We start from the raw sequence: 18782 nt of genomic DNA, 5'->3' as shown, positions 1-18782 counted from the left end.
CCGCCTTTTTTCGTGTAGTCCGTCCCTTGAGTGCGTGGGGACGCCTGCGGTTAAGAGCGCTTTTGGCGGCGCCTTTGATGGCAGCAGGGACACCCGCCGGTATGCAGCACGCCTTTTTCCTCCGCCTTGGCAAGCAGCCAGACGACGGCGACGAGAAAGGCGAGCGTCAACAGGACGGACACGTTAGATGCCCAGGTTGTTGTAGCCGCAGTCCACGAACATGATTTCGCCGGTCACGGCGGAGCCGAGATCCGAAGCGAGGAAGACGGCGGCCTTGCCCACGTCTTCGGTGGTCACGTTGCGGCGGAGGGGGGCGTGTTCTTCAATGTGATTGAAGATCTGCTTGAAGTCGGAAATGCCAGAGGAAGCCAGCGTCTTGAGGGGGCCGGCGCTGATGGCGTTGATGCGCACGTCCTTCGCGCCGAGATCGACGGAAAGGTAGCGGACCGAAGCTTCAAGGGCCGCTTTGGCGACGCCCATCACGTTGTAGTTGGTGATGATTTTCTGAGCGCCGTAGTAGGTCATGGTGAGCACGGACGCGCCGGGGTTCAACATGGGCTCGAAGGCATGGCAGAGCGCGGTCAGGGAATAGGCCGAGACGTTCAGGGCCGTGGCGAAACCGTCGCGGGAGGTTTCGATGAAGCGCTTGGTCAGGTCTTCACGGTTGGCGAAGGCGACGGAATGGACGAGCACGTCCACGCTGCCCCATTTTTCTTTCACGAGCGCGGCGGCGGCGGCGATGTCCTCGTCGCTGGTCACGTCGCAGGGGAAGATAAACTCACCGCCTAGCTCTTCGGAGATGGGTTCCACGCGCTTGTGGATGGCTTCACCGGCATAGCTGAACGCCAGCCGGGCGCCTTGTTCCTTAAAGCAGGAAGCGATTCCGTACGCGATGCTTCTGTTGTTGGCTACCCCGAAGATGAGGCACTTTTTGTCTTTCAACAGCATGGTTTCCTCGTAGTTGGTACTGAGTGGAAAAGGGGCCTCCGGCGGCCGGGGAAAAGCTCCCCCAGTGACGGGCAAACCGGAAATCCGTGAATCTCCCTTCCGCCGTCGGCGGAAAGGCGGTTTCCAGGCTGCGAAGAGGCCGGTAATGAGTGGTGCGGAAATTCCCGCGAACGGGCTTGATGGCATCAGCCATACGCGCCCGGCAAGCGTTTCCGCCGCCCGGTTTTCCGCCTGCCGAGTGTTGCGGGCGGAGTGCGGGCAAGCTCAGAGGAGGCTCTTTGAGATAAAGAGTTCCTCCTCCGGTTTTCCCTCATTTTATATTAGAGAGCAAGCTCGGAGCCGGTCAGAATGCGGTAGGCTTCGAGATATTTGTTCTGGGTGGCTTCGACCACCTCCTTGGGCAGGGCAGGCGGCGGCGGGGTCTTGTCCCACGGCTGTCCGGACAGCCAGTCGCGGAGGTACTGCTTGTCGAAGCTCGGCTGGCTTTGGCCCGCCTTATAGCCCTCGGCGGGCCAGAAGCGGGAGGAGTCGGGCGTCAGCACTTCGTCGATGAGGATCAGCTCGCCGTCGACCATGCCGAACTCGAACTTGGTGTCGGCAATGATGATGCCGCGGCTTTCAGCCCACGTGCGGCCTTCCTTGAAGAGGGCCAGGGCGATGTTCTCGATCTGATCGGCGATGTCCTTGCCGAGGATTTCCGCGGCCCGGGCCGTGGAAATGTTCTCGTCGTGCTCGCCGAGTTCCGCCTTGGTGGACGGGGTGAACAGCGGCTGTTCGAGGCGGGCGGACTCCAGCAGGCCCTCGGGCAGCTTGTAGCCGCAGACGGAACCTGTGGCCTTGTAGTCCTTCCAGCCGGAGCCGGTGATGTAGCCGCGCACGATGCATTCCACCGGCAGGGGCTTGGCCTTCTTCACGAGAACCGAACGGCCTTCCAGTTCTTCGCGGTAGGGGGCCAGCGCGGCGGGGAACTTGTCCACGTCGCTTTCGATGAGGTGGTTCTTGACGAGGTGGGCGAACTTCTTCATCCAGAACAGGGTGATCTGGTTGAGGATGACGCCTTTGTACGGGACCGGCTCGTTCATGATGACGTCAAAGGCGGACATGCGGTCCGTGGTGACGATGAGCAGGGTGGAGTCGTCGATATCGTAAATATCGCGGACCTTACCTCGGTTGAGCAAGGGGAATTCCTTGATGTCGGTCTTGGTCGTGACTTTCATGTGACGTCCTTTGAGCGTTGGCGTGGGTTGAACGTTGACGGAATTATTGCTTCCGGCATTCCATCGAGCGGGCATGGGCTTCGAGCTGCTCCATGCGGGCGAGCCGGGCCACGGCGTCCGTATTGGCGGCGGCGAAGGCGGGGCTGGCGGCGATGATGCTGGTGCGTTTGCAGAAGGTCTGTACGGAAAGGGCCGAGGAGAAACGGGCTGTGCCGAGCGTGGGCAGCACATGGTTGGGCCCGGCGAAGTAGTCGCCGAGGGGCTCCGGCGCGTAGGGGCCGAGGAAGACCGCGCCCGCATGACGGATACGGGGCAGCACGGACCACGGCTCGCGCATCAGCACTTCGAGGTGCTCCGGGGCCACGCGGTTGGCGAGGGCGATGGCGGCGTCCATGTCCGGCACGAGGACCACGGCGCTCCAGTCGGCTAGCGATTTGCGCACGATGTCGGCACGGGGCAGGGTGGCTGACTGGCGTTCCAGTTCCGCGATGACGGCATGGGCCAGAGCCTCGTTGTCCGTAATGCAGATGGCGGAGGCCAGTGCGTCGTGTTCGGCCTGCGAGAGCATGTCGGCGGCGAGCCATTCGGGGTTGGCGGAATCGTCGGCGAGGACAAGCACTTCGCTCGGCCCGGCGATCATGTCGATGCCCACCCGGCCCTGCACGAGCCGTTTCGCGGTGGTCACCCAGATGTTGCCCGGCCCGGCGATGACGTCCACGGGCGCGACGGTTTCGGTGCCGTAGGCGAGCGCGGCGATGGCCCACGCCCCGCCCATGCGGTAGATTTCATGCACGCCGAGCAGGTGCGCGGCGGCGAGGATATGCGGATTGAGGGTGCCGTCGGCGCGGGGCGGCGTGACTACGGCGATTTCGCGGACGCCCGCGGCCTGCGCCGGGATGGCGGTCATGAGCAGGCTCGAGATGAGCGGCGTGTTGCCGCCACGCCCTCCGGGGACATAAAGGCCCGCGCGGTCCACAGCTTCGATCTTCTGGCCGAGGATCGTGCCGTCGTCGCGGGTGAGGAACCATGAGCGATCTTTTTGGGCTTCATGGAAGGCGCGGATGTTGTCCGCCGCCTGTTTGATGCAGTCGAGGCTTTCGGCGGGAATGTCGCGGGCGGCCTGCTCCAGATCCTCGGCGGGCACGCGCAGGGGGGGCCGCATGTCCGGACAGTCGAACCGCCGGACATACTCGAGGACGGCGCTGTCGCCGCCCTTGCGGACCGCGTCCAGCATGGCACGCACATCCGTTTCCACGGTCTGATCGGGGTTGTCGCGGTTTTCCAGAAGCCGCAGCAGTTCCGGCCACATGGCTTCTGACGACAGCGACAGCAAACGACACGTCATGATGACTCCTTGGGCCTCCGGCGGACCGGGGGCGTCTCCGGGGCTCCCCGGATGATGAAGAGGCTTGGTAAGAACAGATGACTTTAGAGCAGGAACGTCGGAAAGTCGAGCCTCCCGCCGAGCGTTTTCCCAAGTGGATTTCTAGGATTGGCGCGGGCAATGGGCGGGATCGTTTTCCGTTTTCGTTTTTTGATTGTGCGTCACGCTCTTTACGCAGAGGCGGAAACAGGGTATCGCCTTGCTCATGAAGAGAGTGTTTTTTCTTTTTGGAACCATCATCGGCGTGCTCGTGGCCCTTGGCCTCGCAGCCGTGGTTGGCGTCTATTTTTGGGCTGTCCGGGATTTGCCGGGATTTACCCGTATCGCCGATTACCGTCCCGCACTCACCACCACCGTTCTGGCGCGTGACGGGAGCGTCATCGGTTCTTTTTACCGGGAAAACCGTTTCCTCATTTCGCTCGATCAGATGCCCAAGATGCTCCCCAAGGCTTTTTTGGCCGCTGAGGACGCTGAATTCTATGAACACGAGGGCGTGAACCCGGTCGCCATTTTCCGCGCCTTCCTCATCAACCTCCAGTCCGGCACAAAGCGCCAGGGCGGCAGCACCATCACGCAGCAGGTGATCAAGCGCCTGCTCCTGACGCCTGAACGCAGCTACGAGCGCAAGATCAAGGAAGCCATCCTCGCGTACCGTCTGGAGCATTACCTTTCCAAAGATGAAATCCTGACAATCTATCTGAACCAGACCTTCCTCGGGGCCAACGCGTACGGCGTGGAGGCTGCGGCTCGGACGTACTTCGGGAAGAACGCCAGGGATCTCACGCTGGCCGAATGCGCCCTCATCGCGGGCCTGCCCAAGGCTCCCTCCCAATATAACCCCTACCGTGACCCGAGTGCCGCCATCGGTCGCCAGCACTACGTACTGCGCCGTCTGCGCGAGCTTAACTGGATCACGGAAGCCGAGTACGACGCCGCGCTCAAGCAGCCGCTGGTGTTCAAGCAAATGGCGGACGGCATGGGCCGTCAGGGGGCATGGTATCTGGAAGAGGTGCGGCGTCAGCTTATTGATCTGTTCAGCGAGGAAAACGCCAAAAGGCTCGGCATCGAGTTGCCCGTGTACGGCGAGGATGCCGTCTATCAGATGGGCTTTACCGTGCAGACGGCTATGAGCCCTCCGGCGCAGATGGCGGCGGATGAGGCGTTGCGTTCCGGGCTGGAAGACTTTACCCGCCGTCAGGGCTGGCAGGGGCCGGTGGAAAAGATCCCGGTGGCGGACTTGAAAGAGCGCATCGAAAAATCGCATTTCTCCCCCGACATGCTGGCGAACGGCGAACGGGTTAAGGGCATCGTCACCCGGATCACGGACAAGGGTGTGGACATACGTCTCGGCAAGTACAGCGGGTTCATCGATAACGCGCAGCTGAGCTGGGCGAAGAAGACGCTCCGCAGCAAGCAGAAGTTCCTTGAGTCCGGTGATGTCGTTTGGGTGGCCGCCGTCAGCGACCCCAAGAACCCGTACAATCCGGATGAGGCCGAACTGAACAAGCCTATCCGCCTGTCGCTCCAGTGCGTCCCGGAATTGCAGGGCGCGCTCATTTCCATTGAGCCTGAGACGGGTGACGTGGTGGCGATGGTCGGCGGCTACAGTTTTCAGGAAAGCCAGTTCAACCGCGCGACGCAGGCGTTCCGGCAGCCGGGGTCGTCCTTCAAGCCCATCGTCTACTCCGCCGCGCTGGACAACGGCTTTACGGCGGCCTCCGTCATCCTCGACGCGCCCGTGGTGCAGTTCCTTGAGAGCGGCGACGTGTGGCGTCCGAGCAACTACGAGAAAAACTTCAAGGGGCCGCTCCTGCTGCGCACGGCGCTGGCCCTGTCCCGCAACCTGTGCACTATCCGCGTGGTGCAGCAGATGGGGGTCCAGAAAGTCATTGAGCGAGCCAAGGATCTGGAGCTGGAGCCGCATTTCCCCGAAGTGCTGTCGGTCAGCCTCGGTGCGGTCGCGGTTACGCCGCTGAACATGACGCAGGCCTACACCGCCTTCGCCAACGGCGGCATGGTCAGCAAGGCGCGGTTCATCCTCTCGGTCAAGAACTTCTGGAACGAGACCATTTATGAGTCTCAGCCCGATTTGCGTGATGCCATTTCCCCGCAGAACGCTTATGTGATGTCCTACCTGCTCAAAGAAGTGGTGAACGCGGGCACGGCGACGAAAGCCAAAGTGCTCGGACGGCCCGTCGCGGGCAAAACCGGGACCAGCAACGACTGGAAGGACGCGTGGTTCATCGGCTTTACGCCGCATCTCGTGACGGGCATGTACGTCGGGTACGACCAGCCCCGGACGATGGGCCGTAGCGGCACGGGGGGCAGCATGGCTCTTCCGATTTTCGTCGAGTACGCGAAATCGGCGTTTCAGGCGTATCCGCCGGATGACTTTGAGGTGCCGGACGGGATTTCCTTTGCGAACGTGGACCAGACCAGCGGGCATCTCGTGGGGAGCGGCGGGTTGCGGCTTCCCTTCTATACGGGCACGGAGCCCGGTTCCAGCACGTCCGAGGAAGCCATTTCCGGCGTGAACACCCGCGGCGAGGATTTGCTGAAGCAGATGTTTTAGCTGAATGAGAAGCTTGGGGGAAGGGAGGGGAAACCTTTCTTCAGAAAGGTTTCCCCTCCCTTCCCCCAAACCCCCATCCCTCCTCTTCCCAAGACTTTCGACGTTATCGAATCCCTGTTCACGACATTCCCTGTTGATTGAGGGAGCGCGTTGAGCAGGGTCTTTTTTTAGAAGGTGGAGAAGCGGGAGCGGAGGAAGGTTCTTTCAGGCTGCTGGCGGAAAAAGGACACAGTGGAGCTGGCTATGGAAAAGATTTTTTATTTGGGCATGATGATTGCGGCGGGGCTGCTGTTCGGGCTCCAGTCGCCGATCAACGCGCAACTGAGCCGCTCCGTGGGCGTACTGGAGGGGAGTTTCCTTTCGTTCCTCGGCGGCACGCTGGTTCTTGGGATCGCCATGCTGTTTTTCGGCAAAGGGCATGTCGGCGGCGTATTCGGCGTTCCTGCGTGGCAATTGGTCGGCGGTTTGCTCGGGGCGACCGTGGTATTCAATACGATTCTCTGTGTGCCCCATATCGGCGTCCTGCCCACCCTGATGGCCATGATCCTCGGAAACCTGATCATGGGCTGCATCATTGACCATTTCGGTTGGTTCGGCATTCCCGTGACGCTGTTTACGTGGAGGCGTTTCTTGGGCGTCCTGCTGGTCTTGCTTGGCCTCCTCATAGCTTTTAAACGCTGATTTCTTTCAATATCATTTGCCTCATCCTATCTCTGCCCCTTACTTCTTTTCTTTCTCTTGCCCAAACGAAAGGCCGCTCGAAATGCTTCGAACGGCCTTTTCCGATTTTTATGAGCAGTGAAACGGGGACTCCCTCCGCGCCGCCTCCCCACCAGTCAAAAGTCTTGGGAGGATGAGGGAAGGGGGTGTGGGGGAGGGGAGAAGGCAACCCTTCTCCAGAAGGGTTCCTTTTCTCCCTTCCCCCACATAACTTAATACGCGTGATCGTCCTTCTGGAGGCTTTCGGGAGTCACCTTGTGGGCGAAGGTGTAGTACACCCACGCCTGATAGGCGATGACCACGGGGATGCAGCAGAGGGTTACGCCAAGCATGATCTTGAGGGTCAGCTGGCTGGACGCGCCGTTGAAGACCGTCACGCTGTACGCGGGATCGATGCTGGAGATGATGATGCCGGGATACATGCCGAGCACGCCGAAGAAGGTCACGGTAATGATGAACAACGCGCTGAAGAACCACGCGCCGAGCAGGTTGTCGGCCCAGATCATCACCCGGACGGTGAGCAGGGAAGCCACTGCGAGGATCGGGAAGACGAGCAGCGTGGGATGCTCGGCGTAGTTGGCGTACAGATTGGTGTAGAACGCGGTCAGGGCGAGGAAAAGCAGGGCCACGGCGAGGACCAGAGGCCAGACCACCTGCGCCGCGCCGACGGCGCGTTCATGGATGTCGCCTTCGGACTTGAGGGCCAGCCAGAGGGCGCCGTGCATGCAGAAAATCAGCACGAAGAAGATGCCGCCCGCGAGGCCGTAGGGGTTCAGAAGCTTGATGATGTTGCCGTGGTACACGCCGTTGCCGTCGATCGGGATGCCCATGAACAGGTTGGCGAAGGCCACGCCGAGCAGCAGCGCGGGCAGGAAGTTGCCGAGGAACTGGCAGGCGTCCCAGAACTTGCGCCACTGGGGGCAATCCTTCTTGTTGCGGAACTCGAAGGACACCGCGCGGAAGATCAGGGCGAAGAGCAGGATGAGCAGCGGAGCGTAGAGCGCGCTGAACATCACCGCGTAGGCCTTGGGGAAGGCGGCGAAGGTCACGCCGCCGGCCGTGATGAGCCACACTTCGTTGCCGTCCCAGTAGGGGCCGGCAGCGTTGTAGATGATGCGTTTTTCTTCATCGTTCTTGGCGAGGAAAGGCAGCAGGGTCCCCATGCCGAAGTCGAAGCCGTCCAGGACAAAGTAGACCGCCCAGAGCAGTCCCCACAAAACAAACCAAGTGGTTTCAAGCATATTGGTAATCCTCTCTTAGGGTAGGGATGGCGGGGCTAGGCCTGCGCTTCAGGGGCGGCTTCCGGGCCCTTCTTGGCATACTTGCGGAGCAGGTAGATGTCCAGAATGCCGAGGAAGGTGTAGATGACGATGAAAGCCGCGAGCGAGAGCCCTACAGAGGACGTCGGGACCGGCGACACGGCGTCGGAGGTCCGCATGAGGCCATAAACAATCCACGGCTGGCGGCCTATTTCGGCCACGGCCCAACCGGCCATGATCCCGAGGTAGGGCAGGGGGATCACGTAGATCAGCGCCTTCATGAGCAGGGGGTGGTTTTCGAGATCCTTTCTCCACCACCACGCGGCGATGGCCAGCAGCACGAAGAGGCCCGCACAGGCTACCATGAAGCGGAAGGAGAGGAAGGTGGGAAGGACTGGAGGAATGTCGTCGGCGGGGAAGGCGTCGAGGCCCTTCACTTCCGCGCTCGGGGAATTGAAGGCCAGCAGGCTCAGCAGGCTCGGGATGGGCAGGGCCTGAATGCTGTTGGTGCGGTTGGCCTGATCAGGCCATGTGAGGAGATACATGGGGACGTGGGTGCCGGTTTCCCAGTGGGATTCCATGGCGGCGAGCTTGGCGGGCTGCATTTCCGCGACGATCTGCGCGTGATGGTGGCCCTGAAGGCCGAGCAGCAGGACGAGGATCAGGGTGAAGGGCGCGGCGATGCGCACGGAACGCTTGAACAGATCCAGCTCGTTCTTGCGGAGCAGGTGCCACGAGGAGACGCCGAGCACAAAGAAGCCGCCGAGCATCCATGCGGCGAAAATCGTATGGAAATACTGGCTCCATGCGAAGGGGTTGGTCACGACATCAAAGAAGCTGGACAGCTCGGCGCGGCCGTTCTTGATGACGTAGCCGACGGGGTTCTGCATCCAGCCGTTGGCGAGGATGATCCACAGGGCGGACAGGTTCGAGGCGATGGCCACAAGCCAGATCGCGGTCAGGTGGACCTTCTTGCTCACGCGCTCCCAGCCGAACGCCCACACCGCAAGGAAGGTGGACTCAAGGAAGAAGGCGGCCGTGGCTTCGATGGCCAGCAGCGAGCCGAAGATGTCGCCCACATATTCCGAGTAGCGAGACCAGTTGGTCCCGAACTGGAATTCGAGGGTGATCCCGGTCACGACGCCGAGGACGAAGTTGATGAGGAACAGCTTTCCCCAAAACTTGACCATTCTTTTGTACACTTCATTGCCCGTGCGGACGTAGAGCGTCTCCATGATGGCGAGAAGAACCACGAGTCCGAGGGTCAGCGGGACAAAGATGAAGTGGAAAAAGACGGTCACGGCAAATTGCAACCGTGACAGCATGACAACATCCATAGAATTCCCCCATGATTTTGGTTTCCGGCCGGAAGCCGGATCATTGCCGGAGCCCAGTCTCTTCAGGCTCCTTTGAAAAGTATATGATATTAGGCCGCATCGGAAAGGATTCTTCCCTAAAACGGCGCGTGGAGGCGGCTTTCTCAGTCCGGCCCCGTCTCCTCTCGCTCACGAACGCTTCCGCGCGATGCCCCGCGCATTGCCTTCGCCGCCGGAACGGGAGGCGGGGGAAAGCCCGAAGGCTTCCCCCCGGAACATCAGCACTTCGCCTTGAGGGCCTCGGCAACGGTCTTGCCGAGCGCGACGCACTGGGACAGGCCTTCATGCTTGGGCACAAACAGGCACTTCACAGGGTCGGCGGGCATATCCATGTTCATGGATGCGAGCCATTCCTGAATGATCTTCGGCGATTCGCCGGACCAGCCGTAGGAGCCGAACGCGGCGCCCACGCGGTTCAGGGGGCGGAGGCCCTTCATGTAGGTCAGCACGTCGGCGATGCCGGGCAGTACGTTGTTGTTGTGCGTGGCGGAACCCACGATGACCGCGCCGCAGTCGGCGAGTTCGGTCATCACGTCGCTGTGGTGGTTCTTCTGGATGTCGATGATGCGGACGGGCACGCCTTCGTCTTCAAGGCCGGAGGCGATGGCGGAGGCCATGATGCCGGTGGAGCCCCACATGGAGTCGTAGACGATGACGGCGCGCTGCTTCGGCTTCTGTTCGGCAAGGGCGCGGTAGGTGTCGAGGATGTACTTGCAGTCGTCCTTGCCGCGCCAGATGAGGCCGTGGTCGGGGGCGATCATTTCGATGTCGAGCTTCAGGGCAGCCACAAGCTCAAGCGTCTTGAGGACCTGCGGGGAGAAGGGCAGGACGATATTGTAGTAGTATTCCTTGATCGCCTTTTCCAGCACGCAGCGGTCGTACTGATCCGAAAAACGTTCGGAGGAGGCGATGTTCTGGCCGAAGGCGTCGTTGCTGATAAGGAGCTTGTCTTCGGGGATGTAGGAAACCATGCTGTCGGGCCAGTGCAGCATACGGGTTTCCACGAAATGGATGTTCCGCTTGCCGATGTTGATGACGTCCCCGGTCTTGACCACTTCGATGGGCCAGCCGGTGGTGTCGAACTGGGCTTCCATGAAACGCTTGCCGATGGTCGACGTGATGATCTTCTCGGGCTTGCAGCGCTCGACGAGCTGACACAGGGCCCCGGCGTGGTCTTTTTCGGTGTGGTTCACGACGATGTAGTCGACCTTGTCGAGCGGTATCAGCTTGGCGAGGCGGCAGAACATGGTTCCGGCGTAATCGTTGTCCACCGTGTCGAACACGACGTTCTTCTCGTCGCGGACGAGATAGCTGTTGTAGGTCGTGCCGCGCGGGGAACGGCTGTAGCCGTGGAAGTTGCGCTTGTTGTAGTCGACGGCCCCGATCCAGAAAATATCTTTCGCCAGTTCAACGGGTTTCATAGTGACAAAATCCTTTCAGGCATGTTTGAGGTGAGCACAAAAACATGGGGGTGCGACGAAGCCCGTCACACCCCCTATTCTACGCGTTCAGACGAGCCGCTATCTTAGGCAGCGGAAAAGTCCGACTTGGAAGCGCCGCAGACGGGACAGACCCAATCTTCGGGCAGATCTTCAAAAGCGGTGCCGGGGGCGATGCCGCTGTCAGGGTCGCCGGCGGCGGGATCATATTCATAGCCACACACATTGCAAACATATTTCTGCATCGTTAATCTCCTGCCCGCGAAAGCGCTGCTCTTGCCTGCGGGGTTAGAGGTGTAAGGAACATCTCCGACGGCACTGTTACAGCCAAAAAGAGCCGCCGTTGTCAAGTGGTCTATAGGTGCTTATGCCTTCCACAGGCCGTGGAGGTTGCAGTATTCGCGGGCGGAAACAACTTTGTCCACCGGGATGCAGAAATCGGCTTCGGGCGCGTCGCCGGGCTTCAGGAACTTCTTATAGCGCTTGCCGTCGGCGGTGGCGATTTCGATCCATTCGATCCAGTGGGTTTCTTCCATCACGTGAGGAGCGGATCCGACCTTGACCTTACAGCCTGCGCCGTTGGCTTCAATCACGGGCACATGCTTTTCCTTGGCGCCGTCGATGGCCTTGTCAGCCATAAGTTTCATGGGCTGGCCACAGCAGGAAAGCGGGCCGCCGCTGCCGGCGAAAAGCACTTCGATGACATTGCCGCAGAGTTCACACTTATAGATTTCAAACTGGTTAGCCATGAGAACCTTCCTTATGACAATGGTTGGCTGAATAAGGATCCTGTCTTTCTGGGAAGTACACCGGGAGCCGTTTTTTGACAATGAGAAATGGATATGGGGAATCCGGTTTCCCCTTCGTTTTGCCTATCGCTCCGTGGCTCAGAATGCCCTACTCGTGAAACGATAATAGTTCTTTTTATACTTACTGTCCAGCAAAAAAAGGGCGCCTTCCCCGGTTTTCCCCTGAAAGGCGCCTCAAGTCTAACGCTTCATAGCGTCAATCTCATGTCGGGTCAGGCGGTTGGCTTCCGCCCGCGCAGCCGGGCGTGACGATAAACGATGTGCAGCCGCGTGGCCAGCCAGTTGAGGACCAGCGGGGGGCTGACCATATAGTCCAGCGATTCCTGGCATTGCGCCAGCAGATCGTTGACATGGAGATGGCCTGCTTCGGGGAGGATGGCAAGACGCCGTCCAAGAGGCCCTCCATCCCGCCCGGCGTGGAGAGCGGCCTGTGCCTTCTGGACGGAGAGCACGATCCGGCGGGCCAGCGCCGCATCGACGGCACCCTTGCCGGACGTCTTGTCGAGCCACCCCTGCCCGGAGGCCATGAATTCCGCCAGCGCCTCTTCCCACTGGAACAGCTCCGGCGTCGAAGGCGTGCCGGCCTCGGGCCACGCCAGCGTGACGACCCAGCCACGGGAGACAAGCGTGGGGAGGAGGCGCTCCCGCTGCGGGGCGAGGAGCAGGAAACAAACGCCGGGCCGGGGCTCCTCCAATGATTTCAGAAGCGCGTTGGCGGCTTCCACGCCGAGGGACTGGGCTTCGGCGAGGATAACGACGCGCTTGCCGTCGCCGCGCGGCGCTTCCCCGAGGATGGTCCTCAGTTCGCGGACGGTTTCGATCTTGATGGAGCCTTCGCGCCCGTCCAGCACATACAGGTCGTGAAACAAATTCGCGCCGATCTGGAGGCAGGCCGGGCAATGCAGGCAGGGCGGCCGCCCTTCCGGGCAGTTGAGGCGGGCGGCGTGCCACAGGGCCACGCTGAAGCGCTCGGCCACGCTGCCGCCTTCGAGGATCAGAACCTGCGGCGGATCGCTTGCCAGCTTGTTGAGCGCTGCGCGCACACGCTCCTGCCGCGCGTCAAGGGCGAGGGCAAAGGCGGCTTCCGCCTCCTCCCGGGTGGGGAGTTGTTCTTCTGTCGCTGTGCGGGTGGTTTTTACGGCCACTGTGCGTCCTTTGGTCAAAAAGAAAAGTCACGGGAAACGGATGCCGACGGGAAAAGGCCCTCCCGCCGCCCCTTCCCCGCACCAAACGGCGGGTTCCGAGGCGGAGGAAAGCCGCGTGTCCCGTTTGACGTAGCTGTTACAGAACTTCTTTTTGCTTTTCAACAGCGGGGAAAGGACAGGCGCGGCTCCCCGCCCGGCAATCCTCATACGGGGATCTCAGGATGCCTTCCCCGTCGGTTGAAGTTCCGGAGGGAGGCGGGAGACTCCGGCGAGCCTGTGAGAACGCTCCCTTCAAGAAGCTTTCCCATACGGGTAGGCCCTTTCGACTCTGGAGCGGTTCGTTCGGCTGTATCACTCCAGAAAATTCCAGAGATCCGGCAAGTACAAAAGTCATTGCCAGAGGAGAGAGGTGGGAGCCGCGCTGGCAGGTTTTTGGGGAAAGGGGCACTTTTTCAGAAACGTTCCCTTCCCCCAATCTCCCTGCTTTTTTAAAGGCAATCCGATATATGCCGCCTGCGCCTGAGCAGCGGACGATGGCCGTTGGAGAATCCGGCGCAGCGTTTGTTGAGCGTAAGGATATAGTTTTCGTAGCTATCCAGGTAGAAGGACAGGGCGCGGGCGAAATTGCGCCCGAGCAGGCCGTCCACGAAAAGCTGGCTGACCTCCCGGACGCGGGACAAAATCCCTTGCGACCGGGCCACGATGACCCGTTCTTCGCGCGTCATGGTGCGAAGGATGGAGGTCAGCGTCTGCTGTGCACAAGGCTGATACAGCCAGAAATACATGAGATCCAGCGCATTGATGATGCTTTCCACTTGCAGGGAGCGGGCTTCCGTGGAGGTAAGCCGGGTAAATTCCTCGGGGCGGGACAACAGCGAAAGGATGTCCTGATCCGGGAAGGCCAGCTCCAGCTTGGCATAACAATCAAACAGGCGCTGCAATTTGGTTTCGTAGTCCCAGTACCGGAGCCGCCGATTGTTGCGCCAGTCGGCAAGGCCTTCGATGATGGCCGCCACCGTGTCCGACGCCGTCTTGGAAATGATGGCCGCGCCGGGTTCGAGGATCAACAGGGGATCGGCCGTCGTGAAGAACGGCAGGAACAGGGCCAGCACGTCGTTGTAGAACACTGAAACCGGGATGGCGAGCAAGCTTCGGAAGAGGTTCCCGATGATGGCTTCCTTGGGGAACCCACGATAGATGTTGTGCAGCGAAATGTAGATGCTGTTCGCCCCGGCGATGATGGAGAAGACAAGGAACTGGTGATCCTTGACCGTCAGCCCCAGCCCGTCTTCCAAGAGCAGCACGCGGATAAAGTATTCCAGCAGGGGAACGGACAGCCCTGTGTATAGCAGGGAATCGCAAACGCGTGTCCAGCTTACATAATCGTTCCAGCGCAGGAGGGAGCGGCTCCACATGCCGCCTCCGCCGAGGATGGCCTGCGGAATGTTGCGCAGGCCGGTGATGAGGAACCACAGGGGCGCGCCGAACCACGCCAGCACCCACCATTCCTGTGTGTACAGGAAGGTCACCAGTGCCGGGATGAATCCCGCGAGCACTTTGAGCGTATTGGAAATGGGCGTGCTGAGGCGCGAGAAGCCGAGCCAGCGCGGGCGGGTCTTTTCGGTCCGCTCGGCGCGCAGGCCGTTGTTCAGCTCGCCGCCGATGCCGCCCATCGTGATGACGTTGCCTTCCTCTCCGATCTGGGTAATGCCGGAAATGGCCCGCCATTCCTTGGTGCAGCGGAGCCCGAAATGTCCGAACCCCCAAATGCGGCGCAAGCGCGGACCGAGCCAGCGCATGAAGGACGAATAGCGTTCCTGTTCGGCGTAGGTTTCGCGGAATTCCAGCGACAACGACACCGGAAGGTAAATGGGCCGGAACTGCTTGCCCCGGGCGATCTGCCTGCGCGCGCCGTGGGGAAGGGTTTCGGGCATGGCAAGGCCCATGCCGTGCCGCACGCCCGAATGGCTCGTGGAGTCCGTCCCGATGCGGATACGCAGGGGTGCGACCTTGTACGGGGCCTGCAGCGAAGGGATGTTGCGCAGGATGATACGGAATTTGGCGCAGCGTTCCTTGTCCTTTTCGGAAGACGAGGCTTCCAGCGTACGGATCATGCCCCGCAGTATCTGTTTGAGGTGCAGGACGCTGCCCTTGTTGATGGCGATCTGGAGATCGTTGATCGCGGTGAGGTGCCGGAGATGCCCTTCCTGCCATTCCTTGAGGTTGAACAGCTCCAGATGGGTGATCATGCCCTGGCAGTCCCAAAGCAGTTCCAGCACGTCCTCGGCGGTAAGTTCCGCAAGCTGGAGCGTGATGCGGTACCCGCTGCGCAGGCAGGAGAGCCAGTCAAGCAGCACATGGGGCGGCATCCTGAGCAGTTCCGGCGTGTCCGGCGCGTTGTCCGGCACGTCGGGAGAGGGCAGCTCGGGATTGCGTTCGGGCTTGAGCCACGTTTCCATGATTACTTCGGTCGTGAGCATGTCCATGCGCCGGATAAGCTGTGCGATCTGGCTCTGGCGTTCGCTGGTGGCGGTGAGGGCTTCCTCCTGCAATGCCTTGACCCGCTGGACAAGGTGCTTGAGGAGCGTCTTGTGCGCGTATTCGGCGAGATGGAGGAACGAGGTTTGCCCGGTCCCCACATAGGCAAGGAACGCCTCGGGCTCAAGAAGCGGAACGGGGATTTCGAGCTCCTCGGCCAGAGCCGGGGCGTGCTTGGCGTTCCACAACTGGAGCGTATCCATGACGTGGCGCTGCATCCAGAGGGATGCCTTGCGCCCTTCGTTCATGAGGGCGACCATAGGCCGCTCGGCGAGGAAGGACAAAAACGCCTCGGGATCGGAGAAGCCGCGCGGGGCCCAGACGAAACAGACGAAGCGATCCCGGAAAGGCGTGCGGAACTCCAGGCCGATGCGGACGTCGACGCCCATAATCTCGGCGGCTTGCAGCAGTTCGCGCGCGGCGGCTGGCTCAACGTAGTTGTAATAGACGACGGTGATATACCGGATGCCCTTGATCCATGCGTCCATGATCAGGTGCGTCGCGTTTTTGCGGCCCTTGGTGTTGGCGTCGTGGACGTGGTGGTCCACGGTAAGCTGGTTCCACTCCTCGGGCATTTCCAGCAGATGGTATGTGTTCAGGAACTGGCGCACGAGGCGGGGGTTCCCGGACGTGACCTTCCTGAAATCGTGTACGAGCTTGAGCTGCGTCAGCTCATCCTGGCGAGACCGGATGATCTCCTTCATGATCTGGATGAGGACGCGGCCCGTATTGTACCGGAAGGGCGTGCGGGCGCTGTGCAGCACCTCGTCGCGGAGGATGCGCAGGGCCATGAGCCGGTCCGGAGCGCCGCCGGCTTCGAGGTTGCCGAGCAGGTTGATGACCGCGTGGGCCATCCTGTACTCGTGGGTCGTCGTCAGTTCCAGGATGCCATGCGGATGAAGATTGGCGTCAAAGACCTTGTGCTCAAGGTCCTGCGAGGGGCCGTGATCGATCGTTTCGTTGATCATACGCAGGAGTTCACGATCCTGCTTGTCGAAAAAAAGTGTTCCGAGCATGGGCAATCCTGAAGGCGAAAAAGGGGAAATAACAAGAGAAATGATTCAAAGGGTGAAACGTCCCTTCTAGTCAAAAAAAGAACAAGCGTCAACGGCCCCCCTGCGGAGAGGGCGGGGCTAGCACTTTTTTTACGCCGTATAGGGAAAAAAGAAAGTGTGGCAGCAAAAATCCCCGCCGGATGGACTTCCACCGGCGGGGATTCTGAAGCGCCTTTTTTGCTTGTGCCTACCTGGTCCACACCTCAAGGAACGCCTTGGCGGTGTTGCCTTTGTCGAGATGTTTCAAGAGGGCGCTGCCGAACACGGCGGCGTCGGGCCGGATGTCGGCGGGAATGGCGGCAAGCTGGTCCGGGTGCTGCAAACCGAAGCCCAGAGCCAGCGGCAGGTTGAAGGCTTTCCGCGCCCGGCGCAGCGTCTCTTCCACTTGCGGCGGCAGTCCCGTGCGCGCCCCGGTCGTGCCGAGGACGGAGACGACGTACACGTAGCCTTCCGAAACGGCGGCGTATTCGCGCATCCTTTCTTCCGATGTGTTCTGGCCGACCAGCGCGATCAGATCGATGCCGTGCGCTTTCAGCGTGGTTCGGACAGGGGCGCTTTCGTCAAGCGGCAGATCCGGCACGATGCAGCCGGAGACGCCCGCTTGTGTGGCATCGGCGGCGAAGCGTTCCAGCCCGTACTGGAGGAACGGATTGAGGTAGCCCATGAGCACGATGCCCGCCTTGAAGTTCCCGGCGCGCTGCTTGAGGCCGTCCATGATCCAGTTCAGGCTGACGCCCTGTTCTAGCGCGCGGCGGGAAGCGTCCTCCACGACCGGGCCGTCGGCCACGGGATCGGAGAACGGCACGCCGATTTCGATCACGTCCGCGCCGTTGGCGTCCAGTTCTTCAATGATGCCCCAGAACGTGTCGAGCGTGGGGAAGCCTGCGGTGACGAAGGGAATGAGCGCCGTGCGTCCGGCTGTGTGCGCATCCCGTATTTTCTGTTCAAGAAAAGTCATGATGGTTCTCCTCGTTATGCCTCCGGCGGCAAGGGTGGCTACCGCCCCCCTTGACCCCCTGTCCGGGGGGAATAATTCCCCCCGGTCCCCCTTGGTTTTTGGGGTGGGGATATGTGTCTTCGGCATTTTGTATTTTAAGTATCTATTTGAAATTATTTTTTATATTTCAATTCCTCGATACATCGCTATCATGAGATATGCAGATGTTGCTCCACGATGTCCATGTCCTTGTCGCCGCGCCCCGAGAGGTTGACGACGACATGCCCTCCTGCGGGAAGCTCGCCGTGGTGCCGGAGTACCCACGCCAGTGCATGGGAGGATTCCAGCGCGGGAAGGATGCCTTCGGTGCGGCAGAGGGTCTGGAAGGCGTCGAGCGCTTCGGCGTCGTTGGCGAGCCCGTAGTGGACGCGCCCAATGGCACTCAGATAGGCGTGCTCCGGGCCGACACCTGGATAGTCGAGCCCGGCGGAAACGGAATGCGAAGGTTCGATCTGTCCGTCTTTGGTCTGGAGGAGCATGGTCATCTGGCCGTGCAGGACGCCGGGCGTGCCGAGGTTGATCGGCGCGGAATTGTAGCATCCCGGTTCGCCGGTACCGGCCGCCTCAACGCCGATGATGCGTACGGATGCGTCATCCACGAACGGGTGGAACATGCCGATGGCATTGGAGCCGCCGCCCACGGCCGCAACGACCACATCGGGAAGCCGCCCGGTTTTCTCCAGCATCTGGGCACGGGTTTCGCGCCCGATGACGCTCTGAAGATTCCGGACCAGCGTGGGGAAGGGGTGCGGGCCCGCCGCCGTACCGAAACAATAGTGTGTGGTCTCCTGCGCGGCGATCCAGTAACGCAGGGCCTCGTTGATGGCGTCCTTGAGCGTCCGTGTGCCGCTCTGGACGGGCCGGACTTCAGCGCCGAGCAGCTTCATGCGCCGCACGTTGGAGGACTGGCGTTCCACGTCCTCGGCACCCATGAAAACGATGCATTCAAGCCCCAGACGGGCGGCGGCAGCGGCTGTCGCCACGCCGTGCTGGCCCGCGCCGGTTTCCGCGACCAGCGCCGTTTTGCCCATATGCTTGGCGAGCAGCGCCTGCCCGAGCGTGTTGTTGACCTTGTGCGCGCCGGTGTGCAGCAGATCCTCGCGTTTCAGCCACAAAGAGAAGCCGAGCCGTTTGGACAGAGTGGGGCAGTAGGTTAGGGGCGTTTCCCGTCCCGCGAAGTTGCGGAGCAGATCGTCCAGCTCCTCCTTGAAGGTGGGGGAGGGCATGATGTCCCGCATGGCCTCTTCCAGTTCCTGGAGCGGAGGCATGAGCAGTTCAGGAACGAAACACCCGCCGAATTCTCCGAAGTAACCTTTTTTCATG

Annotated in this window: 15 protein-coding genes; 2 read left to right on the top strand and 13 right to left on the bottom strand. The window is 61.1% G+C overall.

What is annotated here, in order from left to right:
- Positions 1-50: 50 nt before the first annotated feature.
- The 4 genes from T370_RS26085 to hisD form a co-directional block, all read right to left on the bottom strand.
- A complete protein-coding gene (locus T370_RS26085) occupies positions 51-182 on the bottom strand; it encodes a hypothetical protein (RefSeq protein WP_273695588.1) in 132 nt (43 codons plus the stop codon).
- A gap of 1 nt (position 183) precedes the next feature.
- Positions 184-948, bottom strand: a complete 765-nt coding sequence (locus T370_RS0109105) for an enoyl-ACP reductase FabI (protein WP_029435537.1) — start codon at positions 946-948, stop codon at positions 184-186.
- A 320-nt stretch (positions 949-1268) separates the two neighbouring features.
- Positions 1269-2165: a phosphoribosylaminoimidazolesuccinocarboxamide synthase gene (locus T370_RS0109100; RefSeq protein ID WP_029435536.1), complete on the bottom strand. Its 897-nt coding sequence runs from the start codon at positions 2163-2165 to the stop codon at positions 1269-1271.
- A 43-nt stretch (positions 2166-2208) separates the two neighbouring features.
- Complete coding sequence (hisD, locus tag T370_RS0109095) at positions 2209-3510, bottom strand: histidinol dehydrogenase (protein ID WP_029435535.1); 1302 nt, start codon at positions 3508-3510, stop codon at positions 2209-2211.
- 244 nt (positions 3511-3754) lie between these two features.
- Here hisD and T370_RS0109090 point away from each other — a divergent pair, with 244 nt between their 5' ends.
- Both T370_RS0109090 and T370_RS0109085 read left to right on the top strand, forming a co-directional pair.
- Complete coding sequence (locus tag T370_RS0109090; protein WP_029435534.1) at positions 3755-6121, top strand: penicillin-binding protein 1A; 2367 nt, start codon at positions 3755-3757, stop codon at positions 6119-6121.
- A 243-nt stretch (positions 6122-6364) separates the two neighbouring features.
- Positions 6365-6802 carry a DMT family transporter gene (locus tag T370_RS0109085; RefSeq protein ID WP_029435533.1) on the top strand — a complete coding sequence of 146 codons (438 nt, stop codon included), beginning with the start codon at positions 6365-6367 and terminating at the stop codon, positions 6800-6802.
- 251 nt (positions 6803-7053) lie between these two features.
- Here T370_RS0109085 and cydB read toward each other — a convergent pair whose 3' ends face one another.
- The 9 genes from cydB to trpB all read right to left on the bottom strand — a co-directional run bounded on the left by cydB (position 7054) and on the right by trpB (position 18781).
- Positions 7054-8082, bottom strand: a complete 1029-nt coding sequence (gene cydB, locus T370_RS0109080) for a cytochrome d ubiquinol oxidase subunit II (RefSeq protein ID WP_029435532.1) — start codon at positions 8080-8082, stop codon at positions 7054-7056.
- Between the two features lie 35 nt (positions 8083-8117).
- Positions 8118-9437, bottom strand: a complete 1320-nt coding sequence (locus T370_RS0109075) for a cytochrome ubiquinol oxidase subunit I (protein WP_005029633.1) — start codon at positions 9435-9437, stop codon at positions 8118-8120.
- 257 nt (positions 9438-9694) lie between these two features.
- Complete coding sequence (locus tag T370_RS0109065; RefSeq protein WP_005029635.1) at positions 9695-10897, bottom strand: FprA family A-type flavoprotein; 1203 nt, start codon at positions 10895-10897, stop codon at positions 9695-9697.
- 104 nt (positions 10898-11001) lie between these two features.
- Positions 11002-11160, bottom strand: a complete 159-nt coding sequence (rd, locus tag T370_RS0109060; RefSeq protein WP_005029637.1) for a rubredoxin — start codon at positions 11158-11160, stop codon at positions 11002-11004.
- A 120-nt stretch (positions 11161-11280) separates the two neighbouring features.
- The gene (locus T370_RS0109055) at positions 11281-11664 is read right to left on the bottom strand and encodes a desulfoferrodoxin (protein WP_005029639.1); all 384 of its coding nucleotides are present in this window, start codon (positions 11662-11664) and stop codon (positions 11281-11283) included.
- 272 nt (positions 11665-11936) lie between these two features.
- Positions 11937-12869, bottom strand: coding sequence for a DNA polymerase III subunit delta (locus T370_RS0109050; RefSeq protein ID WP_005029641.1), 933 nt, complete (start codon positions 12867-12869; stop codon positions 11937-11939).
- A gap of 488 nt (positions 12870-13357) precedes the next feature.
- On the bottom strand, positions 13358-16423 hold the full coding sequence (locus tag T370_RS0109040) for a hypothetical protein (RefSeq protein WP_005029644.1): 3066 nt from the start codon (positions 16421-16423) through the stop codon (positions 13358-13360).
- A gap of 226 nt (positions 16424-16649) precedes the next feature.
- On the bottom strand, positions 16650-17420 hold the full coding sequence (gene trpA / locus T370_RS0109035; protein ID WP_029435530.1) for a tryptophan synthase subunit alpha: 771 nt from the start codon (positions 17418-17420) through the stop codon (positions 16650-16652).
- Positions 17421-17608: 188 nt separating this feature from the next.
- A complete protein-coding gene (trpB, locus tag T370_RS0109030) occupies positions 17609-18781 on the bottom strand; it encodes a tryptophan synthase subunit beta (protein ID WP_005029648.1) in 1173 nt (390 codons plus the stop codon).
- Position 18782: the final 1 nt, after the last annotated feature.

This window comes from Bilophila wadsworthia ATCC 49260 (assembly GCF_000701705.1).
Taxonomy (GTDB): domain Bacteria; phylum Desulfobacterota; class Desulfovibrionia; order Desulfovibrionales; family Desulfovibrionaceae; genus Bilophila; species Bilophila wadsworthia.
The sequence above is the reverse complement of the archived record's forward strand: the minus strand, read 5'-3'. Positions and strand labels throughout refer to the sequence as shown.